17 protein-coding genes are annotated in these 18,378 nt (G+C 72.2%); 8 read left to right on the forward strand and 9 right to left on the reverse strand.

The annotated features are described in order from the left end of the window. Nucleotides 1-102: 102 nt before the first annotated feature. Nucleotides 103-1,017 (reverse strand): SGNH/GDSL hydrolase family protein, encoded by a 915-nt coding sequence (locus tag OG985_RS07780; RefSeq protein WP_371667498.1) that lies wholly within the window; start codon nucleotides 1,015-1,017, stop codon nucleotides 103-105. Between the two features lie 260 nt (nucleotides 1,018-1,277). Here OG985_RS07780 and OG985_RS07785 point away from each other — a divergent pair, with 260 nt between their 5' ends. Further along, nucleotides 1,278-2,093: an SAM-dependent methyltransferase gene (locus tag OG985_RS07785; RefSeq protein WP_371667499.1), complete on the forward strand. Its 816-nt coding sequence runs from the start codon at nucleotides 1,278-1,280 to the stop codon at nucleotides 2,091-2,093. 104 nt (nucleotides 2,094-2,197) lie between these two features. Here the strand turns inward: OG985_RS07785 and OG985_RS07790 are convergent, their stop codons facing one another. Next, entirely contained in the window at nucleotides 2,198-2,413 is a 216-nt protein-coding gene (locus tag OG985_RS07790) for a DUF4177 domain-containing protein (RefSeq protein ID WP_371667500.1), read from the reverse strand. 234 nt (nucleotides 2,414-2,647) lie between these two features. Here OG985_RS07790 and OG985_RS07795 point away from each other — a divergent pair, with 234 nt between their 5' ends. The 4 genes from OG985_RS07795 (at nucleotide 2,648) to OG985_RS07810 (ending at nucleotide 7,974) form a co-directional block, all read left to right on the forward strand. After that, the gene (locus OG985_RS07795; RefSeq protein WP_371667502.1) at nucleotides 2,648-3,283 is read left to right on the forward strand and encodes a DUF6629 family protein; all 636 of its coding nucleotides are present in this window, start codon (nucleotides 2,648-2,650) and stop codon (nucleotides 3,281-3,283) included. A 253-nt stretch (nucleotides 3,284-3,536) separates the two neighbouring features. Beyond that, a complete protein-coding gene (locus OG985_RS07800) occupies nucleotides 3,537-4,007 on the forward strand; it encodes a DUF485 domain-containing protein (RefSeq protein WP_371667503.1) in 471 nt (156 codons plus the stop codon). Beyond that, nucleotides 4,004-5,617 (forward strand): cation acetate symporter, encoded by a 1,614-nt coding sequence (locus OG985_RS07805; RefSeq protein ID WP_371667505.1) that lies wholly within the window; start codon nucleotides 4,004-4,006, stop codon nucleotides 5,615-5,617. The genes OG985_RS07800 and OG985_RS07805 overlap by 4 nt, the downstream gene beginning before the upstream one ends. A gap of 215 nt (nucleotides 5,618-5,832) precedes the next feature. Continuing rightward, nucleotides 5,833-7,974 (forward strand): hypothetical protein, encoded by a 2,142-nt coding sequence (locus OG985_RS07810; RefSeq protein ID WP_371674296.1) that lies wholly within the window; start codon nucleotides 5,833-5,835, stop codon nucleotides 7,972-7,974. Nucleotides 7,975-8,062: 88 nt separating this feature from the next. Here the strand turns inward: OG985_RS07810 and OG985_RS07815 are convergent, their stop codons facing one another. The 7 genes from OG985_RS07815 to OG985_RS07845 all read right to left on the reverse strand — a co-directional run bounded on the left by OG985_RS07815 (nucleotide 8,063) and on the right by OG985_RS07845 (nucleotide 14,096). Continuing rightward, nucleotides 8,063-9,286: a cytochrome P450 gene (locus tag OG985_RS07815; protein ID WP_371667506.1), complete on the reverse strand. Its 1,224-nt coding sequence runs from the start codon at nucleotides 9,284-9,286 to the stop codon at nucleotides 8,063-8,065. Further along, nucleotides 9,283-10,506 carry a cytochrome P450 gene (locus OG985_RS07820; protein ID WP_371667507.1) on the reverse strand — a complete coding sequence of 408 codons (1,224 nt, stop codon included), beginning with the start codon at nucleotides 10,504-10,506 and terminating at the stop codon, nucleotides 9,283-9,285. Before OG985_RS07820 ends, OG985_RS07815 begins: the two co-directional genes overlap by 4 nt. Then, on the reverse strand, nucleotides 10,503-11,129 hold the full coding sequence (locus OG985_RS07825) for an ATP/GTP-binding protein (RefSeq protein WP_371667508.1): 627 nt from the start codon (nucleotides 11,127-11,129) through the stop codon (nucleotides 10,503-10,505). Before OG985_RS07825 ends, OG985_RS07820 begins: the two co-directional genes overlap by 4 nt. Beyond that, the gene (locus tag OG985_RS07830) at nucleotides 11,110-11,457 is read right to left on the reverse strand and encodes a DUF742 domain-containing protein (protein WP_371667510.1); all 348 of its coding nucleotides are present in this window, start codon (nucleotides 11,455-11,457) and stop codon (nucleotides 11,110-11,112) included. The genes OG985_RS07825 and OG985_RS07830 overlap by 20 nt, the downstream gene beginning before the upstream one ends. Next, the gene (locus OG985_RS07835; RefSeq protein WP_371667511.1) at nucleotides 11,454-11,861 is read right to left on the reverse strand and encodes a roadblock/LC7 domain-containing protein; all 408 of its coding nucleotides are present in this window, start codon (nucleotides 11,859-11,861) and stop codon (nucleotides 11,454-11,456) included. The genes OG985_RS07830 and OG985_RS07835 overlap by 4 nt, the downstream gene beginning before the upstream one ends. Then, nucleotides 11,858-13,444 carry an ATP-binding protein gene (locus tag OG985_RS07840; protein ID WP_371667512.1) on the reverse strand — a complete coding sequence of 529 codons (1,587 nt, stop codon included), beginning with the start codon at nucleotides 13,442-13,444 and terminating at the stop codon, nucleotides 11,858-11,860. Before OG985_RS07840 ends, OG985_RS07835 begins: the two co-directional genes overlap by 4 nt. A 199-nt stretch (nucleotides 13,445-13,643) precedes the next feature. Next, entirely contained in the window at nucleotides 13,644-14,096 is a 453-nt protein-coding gene (locus tag OG985_RS07845; protein WP_371667514.1) for a hypothetical protein, read from the reverse strand. 236 nt (nucleotides 14,097-14,332) lie between these two features. On the opposite strand from OG985_RS07845, the gene OG985_RS07850 reads away from it, so the two are divergent. From OG985_RS07850 to OG985_RS07860, 3 genes are all read left to right on the forward strand, one after another. Further along, nucleotides 14,333-15,730 (forward strand): hypothetical protein, encoded by a 1,398-nt coding sequence (locus OG985_RS07850; RefSeq protein WP_371667515.1) that lies wholly within the window; start codon nucleotides 14,333-14,335, stop codon nucleotides 15,728-15,730. A gap of 111 nt (nucleotides 15,731-15,841) precedes the next feature. Continuing rightward, nucleotides 15,842-17,104, forward strand: a complete 1,263-nt coding sequence (locus OG985_RS07855; RefSeq protein WP_371667516.1) for an AAA family ATPase — start codon at nucleotides 15,842-15,844, stop codon at nucleotides 17,102-17,104. Then, nucleotides 17,101-18,321, forward strand: a complete 1,221-nt coding sequence (locus tag OG985_RS07860; RefSeq protein WP_371667518.1) for a VWA-like domain-containing protein — start codon at nucleotides 17,101-17,103, stop codon at nucleotides 18,319-18,321. Before OG985_RS07855 ends, OG985_RS07860 begins: the two co-directional genes overlap by 4 nt. Nucleotides 18,322-18,378: the final 57 nt, after the last annotated feature.

Here is an 18,378-nt window from a genome sequence, read left to right on the forward strand (position 1 = left end):
GCAACTTCCCGCATGATCATGCAACACGGCGAGGTGAAGGGCACCTTCCGGCCTGTCTGTGAGGTGTTCTGCCGGAAGGCGCCTGCCCCGGGTGCCGGCGTCTCAGTGCCTGCCCTCCCTGCCCAGCTTCTGCTGCACCGCCCCCGCCATGGCTTCCTCACCCTTGGCGTTGGGGTGTGCCGGGGCCGCCGGGGAGGCCGGCCGCAGTGGCTCGATCCAGCGGTCGGCCGGCGGCTTGCACATGTCGTGGCCGCGGGTGGGGCCGTAGGTGTCGACGTACTCGGCGCGGTTCAGCGCTGCCACCAGCCGGAGCATCAGGTTCAGCCGCTTGGTGGTGTCGCGCAGATAGGGGAAGTCCTTCGCGGCGAACGGCACCGACGGATAGCAGCCGCTGCCGTCGTCGGGCAGGAGGTCGGGGTATCCGACGACCAGCACCCGGGCGTGCGGCGCCCTGGCGTGCACGGCCCTCAGCACGCGCGTCACCTTCGGTGCCGTCTCCAGGACGGCCAGCGTCAGCCGGTCGACGCCGGAGGAGGCGTAGGAGCGCTGGCACGGGTTGCCCGCCAGGTCCTGGGAACTGAGCTGGGCGCAGGTGGCGATGATGGAGCCGAACCCGATGTCGTTGCCCCCGATCTGGAGCGTCACCAGGTCCGTGTCGCGGTCCACCGCGTCGAGTTGGGGTCCGTTGGTGCCCTGCGCCGTCCACATCTGCTCGGTCGTCGCTCCGGCGCAGCTCACGTCCCTGAGGACGACCGCTCTTCGGGTCGCCGCCAGGAGTGCGGGGTAGTTGTGGTCGGAGCGGGCGCAGTTGGCGTCCACCTGACGCGGGATGAGGGGGCCCGAGGTGTAGGAGTCCCCGAGCGCCACGTAGTCCGTGTCGCGGCCGCCGCCCGAGCCGTGGGCCGCGGCCGGTGCCGCCAGGCTCACCACGAGGGCGCAGCCACCGACCGCTGCCGCGGCCGCCCTGGCGCGACGGCGATTCCGCGCCGGTGCGACAGGATGCGTGTCACGGTTCATGTAGGGCCTCCCCCTGGTCGGACCGCACGACGGGGCGAAGACCGCACGCGGTCCTTCCCCCTTCAACCTGGCTTGTATACCGGCGGGTACGGCCCGTGGGCCAGAGGCGGGAGGCAACGAATACGGACGACCGGAGCGTCTGCGGTGAAACACCGCGACTCGACCCACCGGATACCTGAACTGGTGTACGCGCGCGTGCCGTTGGGACGTACGTTGTGCGGTGAACACTTCACGACTCGGCTGAAAGACGGACGCCTGCCATGACCGACCCCGCAACGACGCCCGCACCAGAGGCGCACCCGAAGATCGACACGTCGGTGCCGCACTCGGCCCGGATCTGGAACTACTGGCTCGGCGGCAAGGACAACTACCCCGTCGACGAGGCGGCCGGCGACGCGTACACCGCCGTCTTCCCCGGCATCGTCACCATCGCCCGCAGCAGCCGGGCCTTCCTGCGGCGCAACATCACCCACCTGGTCACCGAGGCGGGCATCAGGCAGTTCCTGGACATCGGCACGGGCCTGCCGACAGCCGACAACACCCACGAGGTCGCCCAGCGGATCGCCCCCGAGGCGCGGATCGTCTACGTCGACAACGACCCCATGGTCCTGGCACACGCCCGCGCCCTGCTCTACTCCACCCCGGAGGGAGCGACCGCCTACGTCGACGCCGACGTGCTGGACCCGGACCGTATTCTGGCGTCCGCCGCGCAGACGCTGGACTTCGGCCGCCCCACCGCCCTGATCCTCAGCAACATCCTGGGGCACATCGGCGACTACGACCAGGCACGCTCGATCGTCACCCACCTGATGGAAGCCCTGCCGTCCGGCAGCTACCTCTCCATCAACGACGGCTCACGGGGCGTCGACCCGGTCTTCGAACAGGCCCAGGACGCCTACAACGAGAGCGGCGCGGTCCCCTACAACCTGCGCACCGTCGACCAGATCACCGCGTTCTTCGACGGTCTGGAGCTTCTGGAGCCGGGAGTCGTCTCCGTTCCCCTCTGGCGTCCGGACCCCGCCGCCCCGCCCGCGGACCAGATAGGCGAGCACGGCGGCCTCGCCCGCAAGCCCTGACCCTCCCCGTGCGCGAGGCGGCCGTCCCGTCACGACGACCGCCTCGCACAACGGCGCGGAAACCTCCGGCCGGGCTCGCGTGCGATCACCCGGCCACGCCATGATCAGCCGCGCGGACGCTCGAAGGTCAGCAGGAGACCCTCGACGGCTCCGGGGCCGACGCGGCCCTTGACGTCGGCGGAGGTGATCGCCTTCAGGGCCCAGCCGTCCTCCGCGTGCTTGTTCAGGACCTTCTCCAGCTTGTCGCTGTCCAGTGCGTCGCCGATCAGGGACTCCCTGAAGCTGACGACCTTGTACTCGTACGTGTACGGGTTGCTCATGATGCGAAGCCTTCCTTCGGCCGCTGGGGCCAGGGTGGTGTGGTACCGGCTGGTCACAGCCAATCACCCATGGGTCCGCCGGGGCCCGGCGACCCTGGCGCCGCGCCGCGTCGGCGGCTGCCGTGGCACCTCCCCGGCGGCCGGCTGCCGTGTCATCCGGGCCGCCGCGCGTGATCGTCGTACGGTGGGTCGGGCGTAGGGGCATGCGCACGACGGCGGACCCATGGTGGCGTGATGTGTTGGAGTGCGACGGCCGACCTCGTGGCGGGCACAGGTGTCGCGGCCCTCGGGGTGGCCTGTGTGGCGCGGGTGCGCAGGGTCCGGGACCTCCCCCTGGCGGCGCTGCCGTTGCTGCTGGGGGCGCATCAGATCATCGAGTCGGTGCTCTGGGACTCGGGCGGCGGCAGCGGACCCGCCACCGTCGTGTGGGCCGTCATCGCGCTGCCGCTGCTCGCGGTGTGGGTCCCGGCCGGGGTGATGTGTGCCGCTCCCCGGTACGCCCGGCGCCGTCTGCTGCTGCCCCTCGCCCCCGGAGCCGTGACGGCCGCGGTGCTCGCCCACGCCCTTGCCACCGGGCCGGCGACGGCCGAGATCCGTGGCCGCACGGTGGGCTACGTACTCGACCTTCCCCACGCGCCCCTGCTCGTCGCCGGCTATCTCCTGGCCACCGTCGGCTCGTTGCTGCTGTCCGCCGACCGGTGGCTGCTGGTGCTGGGGGTGCTGGCCGGAGCGGGCGCGGTGGGCTGCTGGGCGCTGTGGCGGCTGGAGTTCGTCTCCACCTGGTGTGCGTTCGCGGCGATGTGCTCCGTGGTGCTGCTCGGGTGGGCGCGGGCGCGCCCGGCCGCTCCTTCGGCGCCCTCGCCCGGGTAACGTCTCCCGGCCGCAACGACAACGCGAAACGCTTCGACGGGCGGAGCCCACAGAACACTCGGGTGCCCTTTCGCAACAGCGGCAACTCGGCCAACGCCCGAGGTCAGGGGCGGCGCAGGGCCGCCACCAGGAAGTTCGGCGGAAGACCCTGCGGACTGTCCGACACCCGCATAGCGTGCGGTGACCCGAACCGCTCCCCCACGTTCTCGCGGTCCCCGTTCCTCGGGCCCCTGCCTCGCTAGGAGATTCTGGGATGTCCTACGACAGCTCCGAGTTATACCCGGCTCGACGCCGGCACGGACGGCACTCCTCCCCCGCACCCGCACCGGCACCGGCACCGGCACCCGCCCCGGTTCTCCGAACGCCGGGCTCGGCAGCCGGTCACCCGTGGCCGGGCGGGCACCGGCCCCGCTCGTGGACCGGACAGCACCGCCATCTGCGTCTCCTGCGCCGCGCCTGCCGCTGGCAGCGGCGCGTCGCCACCCTCGCGGCCCTCGGCTACTTCGCCGTCTTCCTGACACTCACCGTCGAAGTCCCGTCCGTCATGACCCGCCCCGCACCGGGCGGCCTTCCCACCGGACTGGTGCTCGCCCTGCTGCAACTCCCCGTCACCTGGCTGGCCGTCGTCGTCTACGAGTACGCGGCACGACGGTACGTCGACCCCCTCGCCCGCCGGGTGAGCCGGCAGTATCCGGCCGACCGGAACAGCGAGCCGCGGTCGTGACGGACTTCGGCGGCACCGCGCAGTCCTGGTCCCTCGTGGCCTTCTGCAGTGTCGTGACGGTCACGCTCCTGCTGTGCGTGCTGACCGGCCCCGACCGCGACGACATCGACGAGTTCTACACCGGGTACCGGTCACTGTCGCCCCTGCGCAACGGCCTGGCCGTCGCCGGCGACTACATCTCCGCCGCCACCGTGCTGACCATCGGCGGGGTCATCGCGCTGTGCGGCTACGACGGCGTCGTCCTCGCCCTGAGCACCCTGCTGTCCCTGCTGCTGCTCATGTTCCTGCTGGCCGAACCCCTGCACAACACGGGCCGCTTCACCATGGGCGACGCACTCGGCCGGCGCCTGCCCGGGCGCGCGGTCCGCATCACCGCCTGTGTGGTCACCATTCTGTCGCTTGTACCGATGATGGTCGTCCAACTCGCGGGCGTGGGTCAGCTGTTGGCCTACATTCTGGGCTTCTCCGACAGCGCCATGAAGACCGGCTGCGTCGTCGGCGCGGGCACACTGATGATCAGTTACGCGGCCCTCGGGGGCATGCGAGGCACCGCCCTGATCCAGATCCTCAAGACGGTGATGCTGCTGGGCTCGGGGCTCGTCATCGCCGTACTCATCCTGCACACCTTCGGCTGGAGCCCCCGGACGATGTTCCACGCCGCCGCGGACCGCAGCGGGTCCGGCCAGGGCTACCTGCGCTACGGCCTGCAGTTCGCCGGCGGACCCCATCCCGCGCTCGACATGGTCAGCACGCAGTGCGCGATCGTGCTGGGCGGCGCCTGCCTGCCGCACGTCACCATGCGGATGTACACCGCGGGCAGCGCGCGCCAGGTGCGCCGCGCGATGTCCTGGGCGGTCTCCTCCGTCGCGTTGTTCGTCCTCGTGATCACCGTCGTCGGCGTCGGCGCGATGGCGCTCATCGGCAAAGCCGGCATCGCCGCCGCCGACCCGCGCGGCAACACCGCCTACCTGCTGGGTTCCCGGGCGGCGTTCGGTCCGCACCTGTCCCGCCCGGAGGGCCTGCTGTTCACCACGGTCACGACGGCGATCTTCCTCACCCTGCTGGCATCGGTGGCCAGTATGACGCTGGCCTGCGCCAACTCGCTGGCGCACGATGTCGCCGCCTCCCGGCGCACGCACATGCCGCCGCTGCGCGAGATGGCGCTGGCCCGCGCGTCCGCCCTGGCCGTGGGGGCGCCGGTGATCCTGCTGGCCGTGCTGGCCCAGCACCGCAGCCTGCAGCCGCTCGCCACCCTGTCGTTCTGTCTGGGCGCCTCCGCCATCGCCCCCGCGCTCGTCTACGGCCTCTTCTGGCGGCGCTTCACGCGCGCCGGGCTGCTGTGCACGCTCATCGGCGGTTCCCTCAGCGTCCTCGTCCTGATGACCGGCACCAACCTGGTGTCCGGGTCGCCCCTCGCCGCGTTCCCCGACGCCGACTTCAACTGGTTCCCGTTCACCACGACCGCACTGGTCTCGGTGCCGCTCGGCTTCTTCTTCGGCTGGTTCGGCACCCTGCTGTGCGGACGGCGGGCGACCGAGCGGGAACGGGGGCGCTACGAGACGATCGAGCACCTGCTTCTCGCCGGTCCGCCGCGGCGCAGGGCCGGATGAGCCGGGCGCACACCGCCGGCCGATCCCGACGGTCGTGGGCCCGCCGCCGACAGGTGAGGCAGGTCAGGCGGGTGAGGCAAGTAAGCGGAATGAGAACCTTCCACTAATCCGAGGTGAATTACTTCCGTCTGCCAGATGCACAACCATTCGCGTCCCGGTTACGTCGAACTGAACAACGACGGCGTCCGCCGTATGCAACTCCGGGGGGCTTGCCGATGATGATCCGCTGGTTGTGCGACGCGCTGCGGGTGCGGGGAAAGTTCGACCTGCTGCTGGTGTTCCTGTTCGGCGCCGGCTTCGCGGCGCTGCCGGTGTTCGCGCTGACACCGTCCCTGTGGGGGTTCGCCGCGGCCTCGGCGGTGAGCTACGCCGCGGACGAGGCGTTGCACCACCGGGCCCCCACGTTCGTCCGCCGACTGTCGATGCTGCAGGTCGACCGCACGATGCGGTTCGCCGTCAGGACACTGATGCTGCTCGCCCTCGCCCAGCGGATGGACGCGCCGCGTGCGGTGCTGGCCGTCGGACTGGCCCTCTTCTGCGCCCACTTCGCCATGGTGATGCTGTACTCGGCCGTGCATCACGCCATCCGCCGGCGGCGGACACTGCCCGTGCTCGTACGCAATCTCGACATGAGCGAGGCGGGCATCCCGCAGCGCCCGCCCACGCTTCTCTACCGGCGTCATCTGCGCAAGATGCTCCATCTCGACCTGCCGGCGCACGCCGGGCTGCTCGCCGCGCTGGCGAGCGGAGCGTGGTACCCGGCGTACCTCGGCTACGCGCTGACCGGCGGACTGGCCGTGGGGGCGGTGCTGGCGCTGCTGCTGCAGTTGGGCAGGGCCCGCCGGATGCCGCGGCGGGAGGAAGTGATCTCCGAGGTCAACCGGCAGCTGGCCGGACACCGGCCCGAGGTGGCGCTGTACTTCAGCTTCGCCGCGGTCTCACGGGACTTCATGTACCAGGTCAACATGTGGATCGAGACGCTGGAGCAGCTCGACCGGCGACCGCTGATCATCCTCCGGGAGCACCCCTCGTTCCAGAACCTGAGCCGCACCTCGGTCCCCGTCCTCTGCGTGCCCAAGGCAGACGACCTGGCCGAGCTGGAACTGCCCGACGTCCGGGTCGTCCTCTATCCCGGCAACGCCGGCAAGAACGTGCACATGCTGCGCGTCGCCGAGGCCAAGCACGTCTTCATCGGCCACGGCGACAGCGACAAGCTCGCCAGCAGCAACCGTGTCAGCAAGGTGTACGACGAGATATGGGTGGCCGGCCGGGCCGGCCGGGACCGCTACCAGCGCGTGCGGCACGCCATCAGCGACGAGGCGATCGTCGAGGTGGGCCGCCCCCAACTGTCCCCGATCCGCCTGCACGAGGACCACACGCCGGGCCCGCTGCCCGTCGTCCTGTACGCCCCCACCTGGGAGGGCTGGAGCGACGACGACTGCCACACCTCCCTGATCCCGATGGGCGTGACCCTGGTGGAGAAGCTCCTCGCGGAGAACGTACGGGTCGTCTACAAGCCGCATCCGCTCACCGGCAAACGCTCCAAGGAGGCGGCCGCCGCCGACCGGGCCATCCGGGCGCTGCTGAGCGCCGACAACGAACAGCGCGACGCCGAGCGGGCGGAAGCCGCCGTCGAAGCCGCCAGGCCGCGGCTGAAGGAGATCCAGGCCCGGCTCGACGAACTGGCCGGGCGGCACGGGGGCGACCTCGTCCAGCAGACCGGTGACGCGCGGGTCCCCGACCCCGGGAACGCCGCCGAGTGGCGGGAACTGCACGCCGAATGGCACGAGCTCTTCCGGGAGAGCCGGGGGCCGGTCCGGCACAGCGTCATCCTCAAGCAACTGCCCACGCTGTACGAGTGCTTCAACCAGGCGGACGTCCTCATCAGCGACGTGTCCTCGGTGGTCGCCGACTTCGTGGCCGGCCTCAAGCCGTACGTCCTGACCAACGCCCAGGATCTGCCCGACGAGGACTTCCGCGCCGCCTACACCACCGCCGGCGGCGCCTATCTGCTGGACCGTGACTGCACCCGGCTGCCCGAGATCCTGCGGTCGGTCCGCGAGCCGCGCCACGACCCGATGGCCGCGCGGCGCCGCACCCTCAAGGAGTACGTCCTGGGCCCGGACAGCCCCACCTCCATGACCCGGTTCAACGCCGCCGTCGAGGCCCTGGCCGCCAAGGCCGAGGCCGAGAGGGCAGAGAACGAGACGGCCGCGACCGACGGCGCCCGACCCCGGGACCTGGTGTTCCCGCAGCAGCGGACCGACTCGTCCGGCCCGGCGGAGCATGCGGACGACCCGGCTCCCGGGCCCGGCTCCGCCCGGTCCGACCGACCGGTCCCGGCGGCCAACGCCTGACCGGTCAACCCGGCCCGCGAAGGCCGCCCCCGCACGGACGAGCGGGCCCGGAAACCTCCGGGCCCGCTCGTCATGGTGACGGCACCGGTCAGGTCAGCTTGACCGGCAGTTCGAAGAGGTCGTTCTGGGTCACCACCGGCTTGTTGCTCAGGCCCGACGCCGGGACCGCGAGGTCCAGTTCCGGGAAGCGGGCGTACAGCGCGGGCAGTGCCACGCCCGCCTCCAGGCGGGACAGCGCCGCTCCCGGGCACACGTGCGGGCCGTGGCCGAAGGAGATGTGACGGGTCCGGGTCTCACGGGTGATGTCGAAGTCACCGGCCGTAGGGCCGTGCGCCTGCTCGTCGCGGCCTATCGCGCCGTACGACACGATGAGCGCGTCCCCCGCCGGAATCACCTTGTCGCCGACGGGTACGTCCTCGGTCGCGAACCGGATCAGGACGTGCGAGGTCGGCGTCGACCAGCGCAGCGTCTCCTCGACCACCGCCGACCAGTCCACCGCGCCGGACAGGACCCGGTCCCGCTGGCCGGGGTGGGTGGAGAGGTTCACGACGGCGTTGACGATCAGGGAGATGGTGGTCTCGTGGCCGGCCGCGACCATCAGCTGCAGCGTGGAGACGATCTCCTCGTCGGTGAGGCGGTCGCCGTCCTCGGAGGCGAGGATGAGCGCGCTCGTCAGGTCGTCACCGGGCTCCGCCCGCTTCGCCGCGACGGTCTCACCCATGATGCCGGCCAGCTCCACGAGAGTGGCGATCACCTCCTGCGGCGGGGTCTGGGTCGAGAAGAACCTCTCGAACAGCACCTTGAGCCGGGGCAGCCGGGCTTCGTCGATGCCCATGAGGTCCGCCACCACGAACATGGGCAGCGGGTAGGCGAAGGCCGCCTTGAGGTCGACGACCTGGCCGTCCGTGGGCAGCCCGTCCAGCAGTTGCTCGGTGAGGTCGCTGATGCGGGCGCGCATCGCCTCCACCCGGCGCGGGGTGAGGGCCTGGGCCACCAGGGTGCGCATCCGGCGGTGGTCGGCGCCGTCCACGGTGAGCATCGAACGGCCCGGGTTGGCCAGGCCGATCAGCGGCCAGTCCGGCGGTATCTCCCCGCGCTGCCAGGCACCCCACACGTTGATGTCCTTGACCAGCCGCGGGTCGGTGAGCAGCGCCTTGGCCTCGGCGTGGTGGGTGACGGCCCACACGGGGACACCGCCGGGCAGCTCGACCGCCGCGAGCGGTCCCGCCGTACGCAGCTTCGCGCTCTCGCCGTCCAGGTCGGTGACGAACGGATCCAGCGCGATCCGCGGTGCTTCGGTGCCGGACGTCATGGTCGGTTGCCTCCCAGGGCAGGTGTGGGTGTGAACCGCACGGGCAGCTCCGTCAGCCCGCGCAGCCACGGCGAGGGACGACGGGTGAGGGACTCGGCGGGGACGGCCAGGTCGATGTCGGGCAGACGGTCGAGTACGACCTCGATGCCCGTCCGGGCGATCACCTCGGCGATCTCCTGGGCGGGGAAGGGGCAGCGGTGCTCACCGTGGCCGAACGAGAAGTGCGCGCTGTTCCCGCCGGTGAGCGCGGAGCCGTCGGTCCGCACCTGCGGGTCGGAGTTGGCGGCCTGCAGACCGAGCAGCAGGAGATCGCCGGCCCGGACGTGGTGGCCGCCGAGCTGGGTGTCGCGCGAGGCCCAGCGGCCGGCCACGTTCTGGGTGGGCGTGTCCTCCCAGAGCACCTCGTTCATCGCCTCGGCGACGCTGTTGCGGCCGCCGAACAGGGAGGCGGCGAAACGGTCGTCGGTGAGCATCAGGCGCAGCGAGTTGCCGATCCAGTCGGCGGTCGGCTGGTGTCCGGCCGCCATCATCACCATGAGGTCCTGTGCGATCTCCTCGTCGGTGAAACCGCTGCGGTCGGCCACCATGCGGGAGACGACGTCGTGGGCGGCCGTGGCCCTGCGCTCGGCCAGCAACTCCACCATGGACGTGGCCAGATGGCTCTGGCCCGCCAGGGCCCGCTCCCGTCCGTCGATCATGTCGTTGAGGGCGGTGACCAGCCCGGGCCCCTCCTCGTCGGAGAAGCCGTACAGTCGCGCCAGCACCCGTACCGGCAGCAGCATGGCGTACTGGCCGATCAGGTCCGCCTGACCGTGGGCACACACGGAGTCGATCAGTTCGTCGGCGAACCGCTCCGCCAGGTGGCGCAGTTCGGACGGGGGGACCGCCTCCAGGGCGTCGCTGATCATGCCGGCGCGTTCACGGTGCCGCTCGCCCACCGTGTACAGGATGGACGGCTGCTTGCGGCCGATCATCGGCAGCAGCGGCCAGTCGTCGGCGATGGTGTCCCACTGGTTCCACAGGTCCGAGTCGCGGCTGAAGAGGACCGGATCGCCGGTGACCTGGTGCAGCTCGCGGTAGCCGAGCACGAGCCACGCGGGTACGCCGCCGTCCAGCACCACGGGGGTGACGGCACCGTGGTCGCGGCGCATCTCCCGGTACAGCCGGGCGGGTTCGGCCTGGAAGCGGGGGCCGCTCAGCGGAACGGCTTCGGTGCTCACGCGAACTCCCGTGGTGACGTCACGGCCTGGGCCGTCGGCCCGCCGTACTGGTTCTTGATGTGCTGGACGAGGGTGATGAGGGTGTGCTTGCCGGACTCGCGGGAGCGGGCGTCGCAGTCGACCAGCGGCACCTGCGGGTCGAGGTCGAGGGCCGCACGGAGGTCCGCGTGGGTGTGACCGGGGCCGCCGAAGTCGTTGCGGGCCACGATGAACGGCGTGCCCTGCCGTTCCAGGCGGTCGATCGCGTACCAGGAGTCGTCGATGCGTCGGGTGTCGACGAGAACGACCGCGCCGAGCGTGCCGGAGAACAGCCGGTCCCACAGGAACCAGAAGCGCTCCTGTCCGGGCGCGCCGAACAGGTACAGCACGTTGCGCGCGTCGAGGGTGATGCGACCGAAGTCGAAGGCCACGGTGGTCGCGGTCTTGGCGCGCACCGCGCTGATGTCGTCCACCGCCTCGCCGGCCAGCGTCATCGTCTCCTCGGTGTTGAGGGGACGGATCTCGCTGACCGACCGGACCATGGTGGTTTTCCCGACGCCGAACCCGCCCACGATCACGATCTTCAGACCGTTGTCGGCGGAGGCACCCAGCGGGCTGCGGGCGTCAGAGGCTGCGGAGTCCAACGAGCACCTGCTCCAGGATGTCGGGGTCGGGAAGGGCCGAGCTGCGTGGATGGCGGGCGCTGACGCGGCCCGCGGCGAGCAGGTCGGAGAGGAGGATCTTGGTGATACTCACCGGGAGTCCGAGGTCCGCGGCGACCTCCACCACGGCGGCGGGGGTCTGCGCCAGGCGCAGGATCGCCGCGTGCTCCGACTGCATGCCGGGGGACGGTTCGCATTCGGCCACCACCAGGGTGACCAGGTCGAAGGGACTGTCCGGCCCGGCACCGCTGCGTCCGCCGGTGAGCGTGTACAGACGGTCGGGCGCGTCGTCCCTGCCGGGGCGGCTCATGCGGTACGGGGATGGGCCGTCAGGTGCTCGCCGAGTTGTTCCACCAACTCGCTCATGTTGTGCCCGACCAGTCCGGCGTCGGCCTCCTCGGTGGTGATCACCGCGAGGTGCGCGCCTTCGCCGGCCTCCACGATGAAGAGGGTTCCGCCGTAGAACTCGGTCATCGACGAGCGCACACCACCGCTGCCGTCGCCGAACTCCACCGACGCGCCGTGCGAGAGCGACTGGATGCCGGCCGCGATGGCGGCGAGCTGGTCCGCCTGGTCGACCGTCAGCTCCGGGGTGCGGCACAGCTTCAGCCCGTCACGGGACAGCACGAGCGCGTGCCGGGCGCCCGGGGTGCGCTCCAGGAGCCCTTCGATGAGCCAGGTGAGCTTCTCGTCGGCGGTACTCGTGCCGGTCATGAGGTGGTGTCGCCTTCCGGGTGCGTGTGCGAGTGGGACGGGGTGTCGGACGCGGTGTCGGCGGGAGCGGACGGGGCGGCCTGCTGGGTGTCGGGGTCCGGCGGCAGCGGGTGCCGGCCGGTGGTCTCCTCGGAGCCGGCCGCGCGTACGGCCTCGCGGAAGCTGCTGAAGCGGGCGGCCTTGGCGCGGATGTCCTCGGCTGCGGCCGGGCGTCGTTCGGCGCCGCCGGCCGCGGAACGTGCGCGTTCGGCGGCGGCGAGGGTTCGCCCGCGACTGCGCTTGGGCAGCCCACCGGGTGCCTCCGGCGTCGCCGCGTGCGTGTCGTCGGCCGGCGGAGCCGGGGCGTCGGTGCGCGGGGTGTCACGGGCGGGGGAAACCGTGGCCTCCCGCGTGGCGGGCGGGGACTCGGGGCGGGGACGTTCTCCCGCGGCGGGCCGCGGATCGACGACGGCGCTGGTGAGGATGGACTGCGGAATGAGCATGAGCACGCCGGTGCCGCCGCGCGCCGAGGGCCGGAAGGACACCTTCAGGCCGTACTTGCGGGCGAGCCGGCCGACCACGGCGAGGCCCAGGCGGGTGCCGGTGAGGCCGCCGAGTTCGACCGCTTCGCCGCTGACGGCCTTCTCCGCCCGGCGCAGTTGTACCTCGCCCATGACCAGGCCACTGTCCTCGACGGAGACGATGACACCCGCCGGGACCTCTTCGACGTAGACGTGGACCTCGGCGTTCGGCGGCGAGAAGTTGGCGGCGTTGTCGAGCAGTTCGGCGAGGGCGTGCATGACGCCCTCCGCCGCGTGTCCGGCGACCGCGATGTCACTGACGGAGTGGAGGCGGATGCGCTGATAGCCGCTGATCCGGCCCATCGCGCCGCGCAGGATGGACTCCATGCCGATGGGCCGCGCCCAACGACGTCCGGAGCGGGCGCCCGTGAGTACGGCGATGGAGTCGGCGAGCCGTCCCGCCTGCGCGGTCCGGTGGTCCAGGTGCAGGAGGTCGGCGAGCACGTCCTCGTCGCCGTGCCGCTCCTCCATGGCGCGCAGGTCGGCGAGCGTGCCGGTGGCCAGCGCCTGCATGCGCGCCGCCGCGTTCGCGGTCGCCGAGATCGCCGCGGAGCGCTCACCGACGGCGCGGTCGAGCTGCGCCGACAACCGCTGCGCGTCCTGTGCGAGGCGGGCGCGCTCAGCCTCACCGGCCTGCGTCAGGTGCGCCCGTTCCCGGGCGAAGTCCTCGACGAGGCGGGCGTGTTCGAGCGCCTCGGCGTCGATGATCCGTTGCTGCTCCTGTCGCCACTGCTCGGCGAGACGCTCCCGCTCGTGGGCGGCGCGTACGGCGTCGCCGGTGAGCCTGCGCAGTTCGGCCCGGGCGGCTCGCGCCGTCCGCAGGCCGTGTACGGCAGCGGTGACGGCCACGCACAGGAGGACGGCGGCGACGCCCGCGCCCCAGCCCAGGGGTCCACGTACGGAGGACGGCGCCAGGGAGACGGCCCAGCCGACGGCGAGGGCCGACACGGCTGCGGTGAGCAGGGCAACGGGGAGGAGGGAGCGGACGGTGGATCGGTCGCAGGAACGGGCGGGCGCGGTCATCAATCAGGTCCTCGGGCGGCCACTCAGGGACGCGGCCTCGTGTCGTCCTTGGGAAAATTTGCGCAGAAATTTGTGTGCAGCGATCAACTGGGCGTCACTATACGAGAGTTTGCGATCAGGTCGAGAGGGTTGCGTCGGCCCCGTTCCGCAGCCCCCGAAGGCCGGGCGACGGCAGACCGCGCACCGGCTTCCCCCGGTGTCACAGCGTCCTGCGCATCAACTGCGTGAGCCGGTCGCGCTGTTCGTTGAAGGTGGTACGAGCACGCTGGAACTCGTCGGCCTCGTACGCCAGCCCCTGCGACACGAGGTCCCGGTACGTCCGCAGCGCACCGACGGTGCGGTTGACCTCCTCGCGCACGTCGTCCTCGGCGAACAGGGCCAGCTCCAGCCGCCGGGACAGCACACTGCTGTCCCGCAGCACCGTCCCGGCCCGGGCGAGCGCCGTCTCGTCACGGTCGTGCCCGCGGGCGATGTTGATGAGGATCTCGCTCGCCTCCGCCGTGGCGTTGAGAAAGGCGATGTACGCGGCACGGCGATCGTCCTTCGTGCGCTGTTCGCTCTCCCGCGCCCAGCGGCGGCGCTCGGCGAACGCGGACGCCGCGAGAGCGATGAGCGCACCCATCGTCGTGTTGACGAGACCAGTCCATTCCACGCCCATACCTTGCTTCACCGGGGCTGGTTCCCACCAGAGGCCACCCGTACAACTCCCCTAGGACAACGCCTCCTTGACCACGAGCCGTGGGCGGGTCCCGCCCCTGCTCCCGCGCACGGGCGGCGGCGCCCGCACCGAAATACCTGGCGGATCACACTCCCGGCCGCTACGGTCATCACGATGACGACTCAATGTGTTGGCAGATTGGGGGTCCCGTCCGCGCAAGGTGAGTGCTGATGCTCACTCGGACCGCGAACGAGGATTCCCGCTTCGACTTCTGGCCGCGCGTGCGCGAGTTCGCCGTGCCGGCATCCATGATCGAGACCGCGACCGCCCGCCGTCGTGCCGGGGACTGGGCTGGAGCGTGTGCCGCCGCACGCTTCGACGTCGATATCCACCTGCGCGCCGTGGCGCGCGCCTACGGCGGTGAACTCACGGCCCGTCTCCGGGCCGACCTGCGTCACCTGGCTCCTGACCTGTTGCGCTGGCACATGCCGAGGATCGCTCCCGACGGACTGCTGCGCCCAGGACTGACCATCGCCCTGGCCCGGTACGACACCCCGGGCCGGGACGGCCTGGGCCCGGTGCACCTCGTGGTCCGGACTCCCCCGGCCTGGGCCGCCGCCGGTCAGCGGATCAGCCTGGCACTGTGGGACGGAACGCACCCCGGGGACACCGCCCGCCGCCACCCGCATCCCCATCCCGACCGGCGGTTCCGTCTCGACCTGCACCGCCACCTGTGGGACACCCGCAGAACCGGTGAGCTGCCCGGCCGCTCCGGGGCCGATCGGGCAGACGACGCCGAACCCGCCGTACCGGCACAGGAGTTGACGGCGATGCTGCCCGACGGGTGCGATGTCGCGCTTGACCGGTGGGCCGACGAGGCGGCGATTCTGCTGCGCGCCGAGGGGCGGCGGCGTACCGGTACGGTCCTGGTGCGGCCCGGGGCCGGACGACTGGTACTGGACCTGATCCCCGGCGACGGCGACGGGCCGCCCGCGCTGCGGAGCGCCCCGGCGTTCACGGGTGGCGCCACCTCCGCGCTGCCGGTGCTGCCCGACGCGGCGACCTGGGTGCTGCCCGACCTGCGGCTGCTCCGCGCCGGCGCGGTTCCAGTGGAACGGCTGCACCCGCTGGTCGCCTCCGCACTCGTACCGGACTGCTCACCGACCGGTCCGCCCGCGCTCCGGGACCGGGCGGGACGACCGCGTCTCGTGGAGTGCCGGGGAGCGCGGCACCGCATCGCCCTGGTCAAGGGCGTACTGGCCCCCCTGGACCATGATCCGGCGGAGATCCGGCGCGAGGAACTGCTGGTCGCGCTGACCGGAACCCCGCTTCCCTGCCTGCGGGTCATCGACGAGGCGCACCGGCACCCCGACTGCCTCACCGGCGTCCGCGAACGCCTCGACCACGGCGACATCACCGGTGCGCTGGCCGTCGTCGAGGGCCTGCTCGGGCCCGAGGCACTGCTGCGCGACGGCGCGCTGCGGGACGCGCTCGAGAGGGCCGCCCGGGGGCGGGTCGCCCACGGACTGTTCCGGGCAGGCCTGGTCGGATCCGGGCGCGACCGCTTTCCCCCGGCACCCCGCGATTCCCGCCACCGCAGCGCACCCCCGCGCCTGGCCCGGCGCTGACCGTTCCCGCCGGGCGGCCGGCGTCCAGCACGGCCCAGCCCCCTCTCGCCGACCAGGGGCCTCGTCCCCTGCCTTCACTCGCTCACCACGAACCCACAGGTGATCAAAAACATGCCGAACCATGCCCCGTTCACTGCGCCCGTCACCCCCTTCGACACAGCCGACACCCCGCAACTGGACGTCGCCGACGAGTTGCTGACCCTGCTGCGAGACGCGAGCACCGAACCGCGCCCCGACCCCCAACTCGAGGCCCTGACGCTGGCCGTGGCCGCCGATCTGCCCGTCCTCCTGTGGGGTGAGCCGGGGATCGGCAAGACCGCGGCCCTGACCCAGCTGGCCGCGACCCTCGGCCTTCCGCTGACGACCGTGATCGCCAGCGTGCACGAACCGTCCGACTTCTCGGGCCTGCCCATCGTCGGAGACGACCCCGCGGAACAGGGTGTGCCGATGGCACCGCCGGACTGGGCGGTGCGCCTGGTGAGGGCCGGGCGGGGGCTGCTGTTCCTGGACGAACTGTCCACCGCGCCACCGGCCGTTCAGGCCGCCCTGCTCCGGCTGGTGCTGGAGCGGCGGATCGGCTCCCTCCAACTGCCGCCCGGAGTGCGGATCGTGGCCGCCGCCAATCCCCGGTCCTCGGCAGCGGACGGCTGGGAGCTGAGCCCGCCGCTGGCCAACCGGTTCGTACATCTCCAGTGGACCCACGACCACGAGGTCGTGGTGCGCGGGCTCGGTGGGACCTGGCCCCGGGCGACACTTCCGCGACTGAAGCCGGAAAAGCTGGCGGAGGCGGTGGACTTCGCCCGCCGTGCGGTGTGCGGGCTCCTGGCCGCGCGCCCCGCACTCGTGCACCGGCTGCCCAGCAGCGAGACCCGCCGGGGCGGCGCCTGGCCGTCACCCCGCAGCTGGGAGATGACGCTGCGCCTCGTCGCCTTCGCCACCGCGGCCGGCTCCTCCCGAGACGTGCTCTCCCTGCTGGTCCGGGGCACCGTGGGCGACGGTCCAGGCCTGGAACTGCTGGCGAGCATGGACCGGATGGACCTTCCGGACCCCGAGGTGCTGCTCGCCGACCCCGCGGGTGCCGACCTCCCCCGGCGGGGGGATCTGCGCCAGGCGACGCTGGACGGCGTGGTGGCCGCGGTCCGCCACCGCCCGGAGAAGTCCCGCTGGGACGCCGCCTGGGCACTCCTGGTCCGCGCGGTGGAGACCGGGGCCCCGGACCTGGTGGTCGTCCCCGCCACCACCCTGGCCGCGCTGCGCCGCGAGGACTGGGACGTTCCCGCCTCGATCGAGAAGCTCACCGGAGTGGTGTCCCTGTCCCGGCGGGCAGACCACGCCGCCGCCCGCGCCAACCTCGCCACGAAGGCCGGCCGGTGAGCGCGGACGCACCGGGGACACTGGACCTCGACAAGCTCTTCGCCGCCCGGCTGCACGCCGCCCGAGCCCGCCCCTATCTGGCCACGGCGCTGTTCGCCCTGCACACCGTCGAGTCCCGCCGGGTACCCACCATGGCCGTCGACCGGCACTGGCGGTGCTATGTCTCGCCGGCCTTCGTCGACCGCACGCCGACGGAGGAACTGGCCGCCGTATGGGTCCACGAGGTGTCGCACCTGCTGCGCGAACACCACACGCGCAGCGACCGGTTCGCACGACAGCACGGGCTGAGCGGTCCCGCGGAACGGCTGCGGATGAACATCGCGGCGGACTGCGAGATCAACGACGACGCGTTCGGTGACGGGCTGGTCCGCCCGGAGGGCGCCGTCGACCCGTCCTTCCTCACGCTGCCGGACGGGCAGCTCATGGAGGACTACCTGCGTCGGTTCCGGCTCGGGCCGCGCACACAGAGCCTGGCCTGGCTGGACTGCGGCAGCGGCGCCGACGGACATGAGCGGGACTGGGACCTGGGAGCGGACGGGGCGCACGGCCTGAGCGAGCAGGAGCGCGACGCCGTCCGGTTCCGGGTGGCGCAGGGCATCAAGGGCCGTCCGGGAAGCTCCCCGCAGGGATGGCAGCGGTGGGCGGAGGAGGCCTTCCATCCACCGCAGGCGTGGCGGGAGTTGCTGGGCGCGGCGGTCCGCTCGGCGGCCTCCGGTGCCGGCGCGGGCCAGGACTACACCTACGGCCGGCCGTCACGGCGCTCGGCGGGCGTGCCCCGAGCCGTGCTGCCCGGTCTGCGGCGCAGGCCGCCCCGGGTCTGCGTGATCATCGACACCTCGGGCTCGGTCAGCGACGCCGAACTCGGCAGCGCGCTCCTCGAGGTCGCCGCGATCTCCCGGGCCGTCGGCGGCCGTCGGGACCTGGTCACCGTACTGCCGTGCGACGCGTCGGCACGGATCGTGCACCCGCTCTGCCGCGGTGAGGGGATTCCGCTGGTGGGCGGAGGCGGTACGGACCTGCGTACGGGTTTCGCCAGGGCGCTCCGAGCGGGCGCCCGGCCCGACGTCATCGTGGCCCTGACGGACGGACAGACACCCTGGCCGACCGCGCAACCACCGTGCCGGACGGTGGTGGGCCTCTTCCCGCGCCCAGGGGCGGCCTCCTCGTGGGACGAGGACGACCCCGCGGGTCACCACAACCGTGCCCGGCCGGCATGACGCCGGGTGGCCGCCGCCGTACGCGGCCCGGGCTTGTGCCGGGTCGCCGCCGGTCGT

Source organism: Streptomyces sp. NBC_00289, assembly GCF_041435115.1.
Classification (GTDB): domain Bacteria; phylum Actinomycetota; class Actinomycetes; order Streptomycetales; family Streptomycetaceae; genus Streptomyces.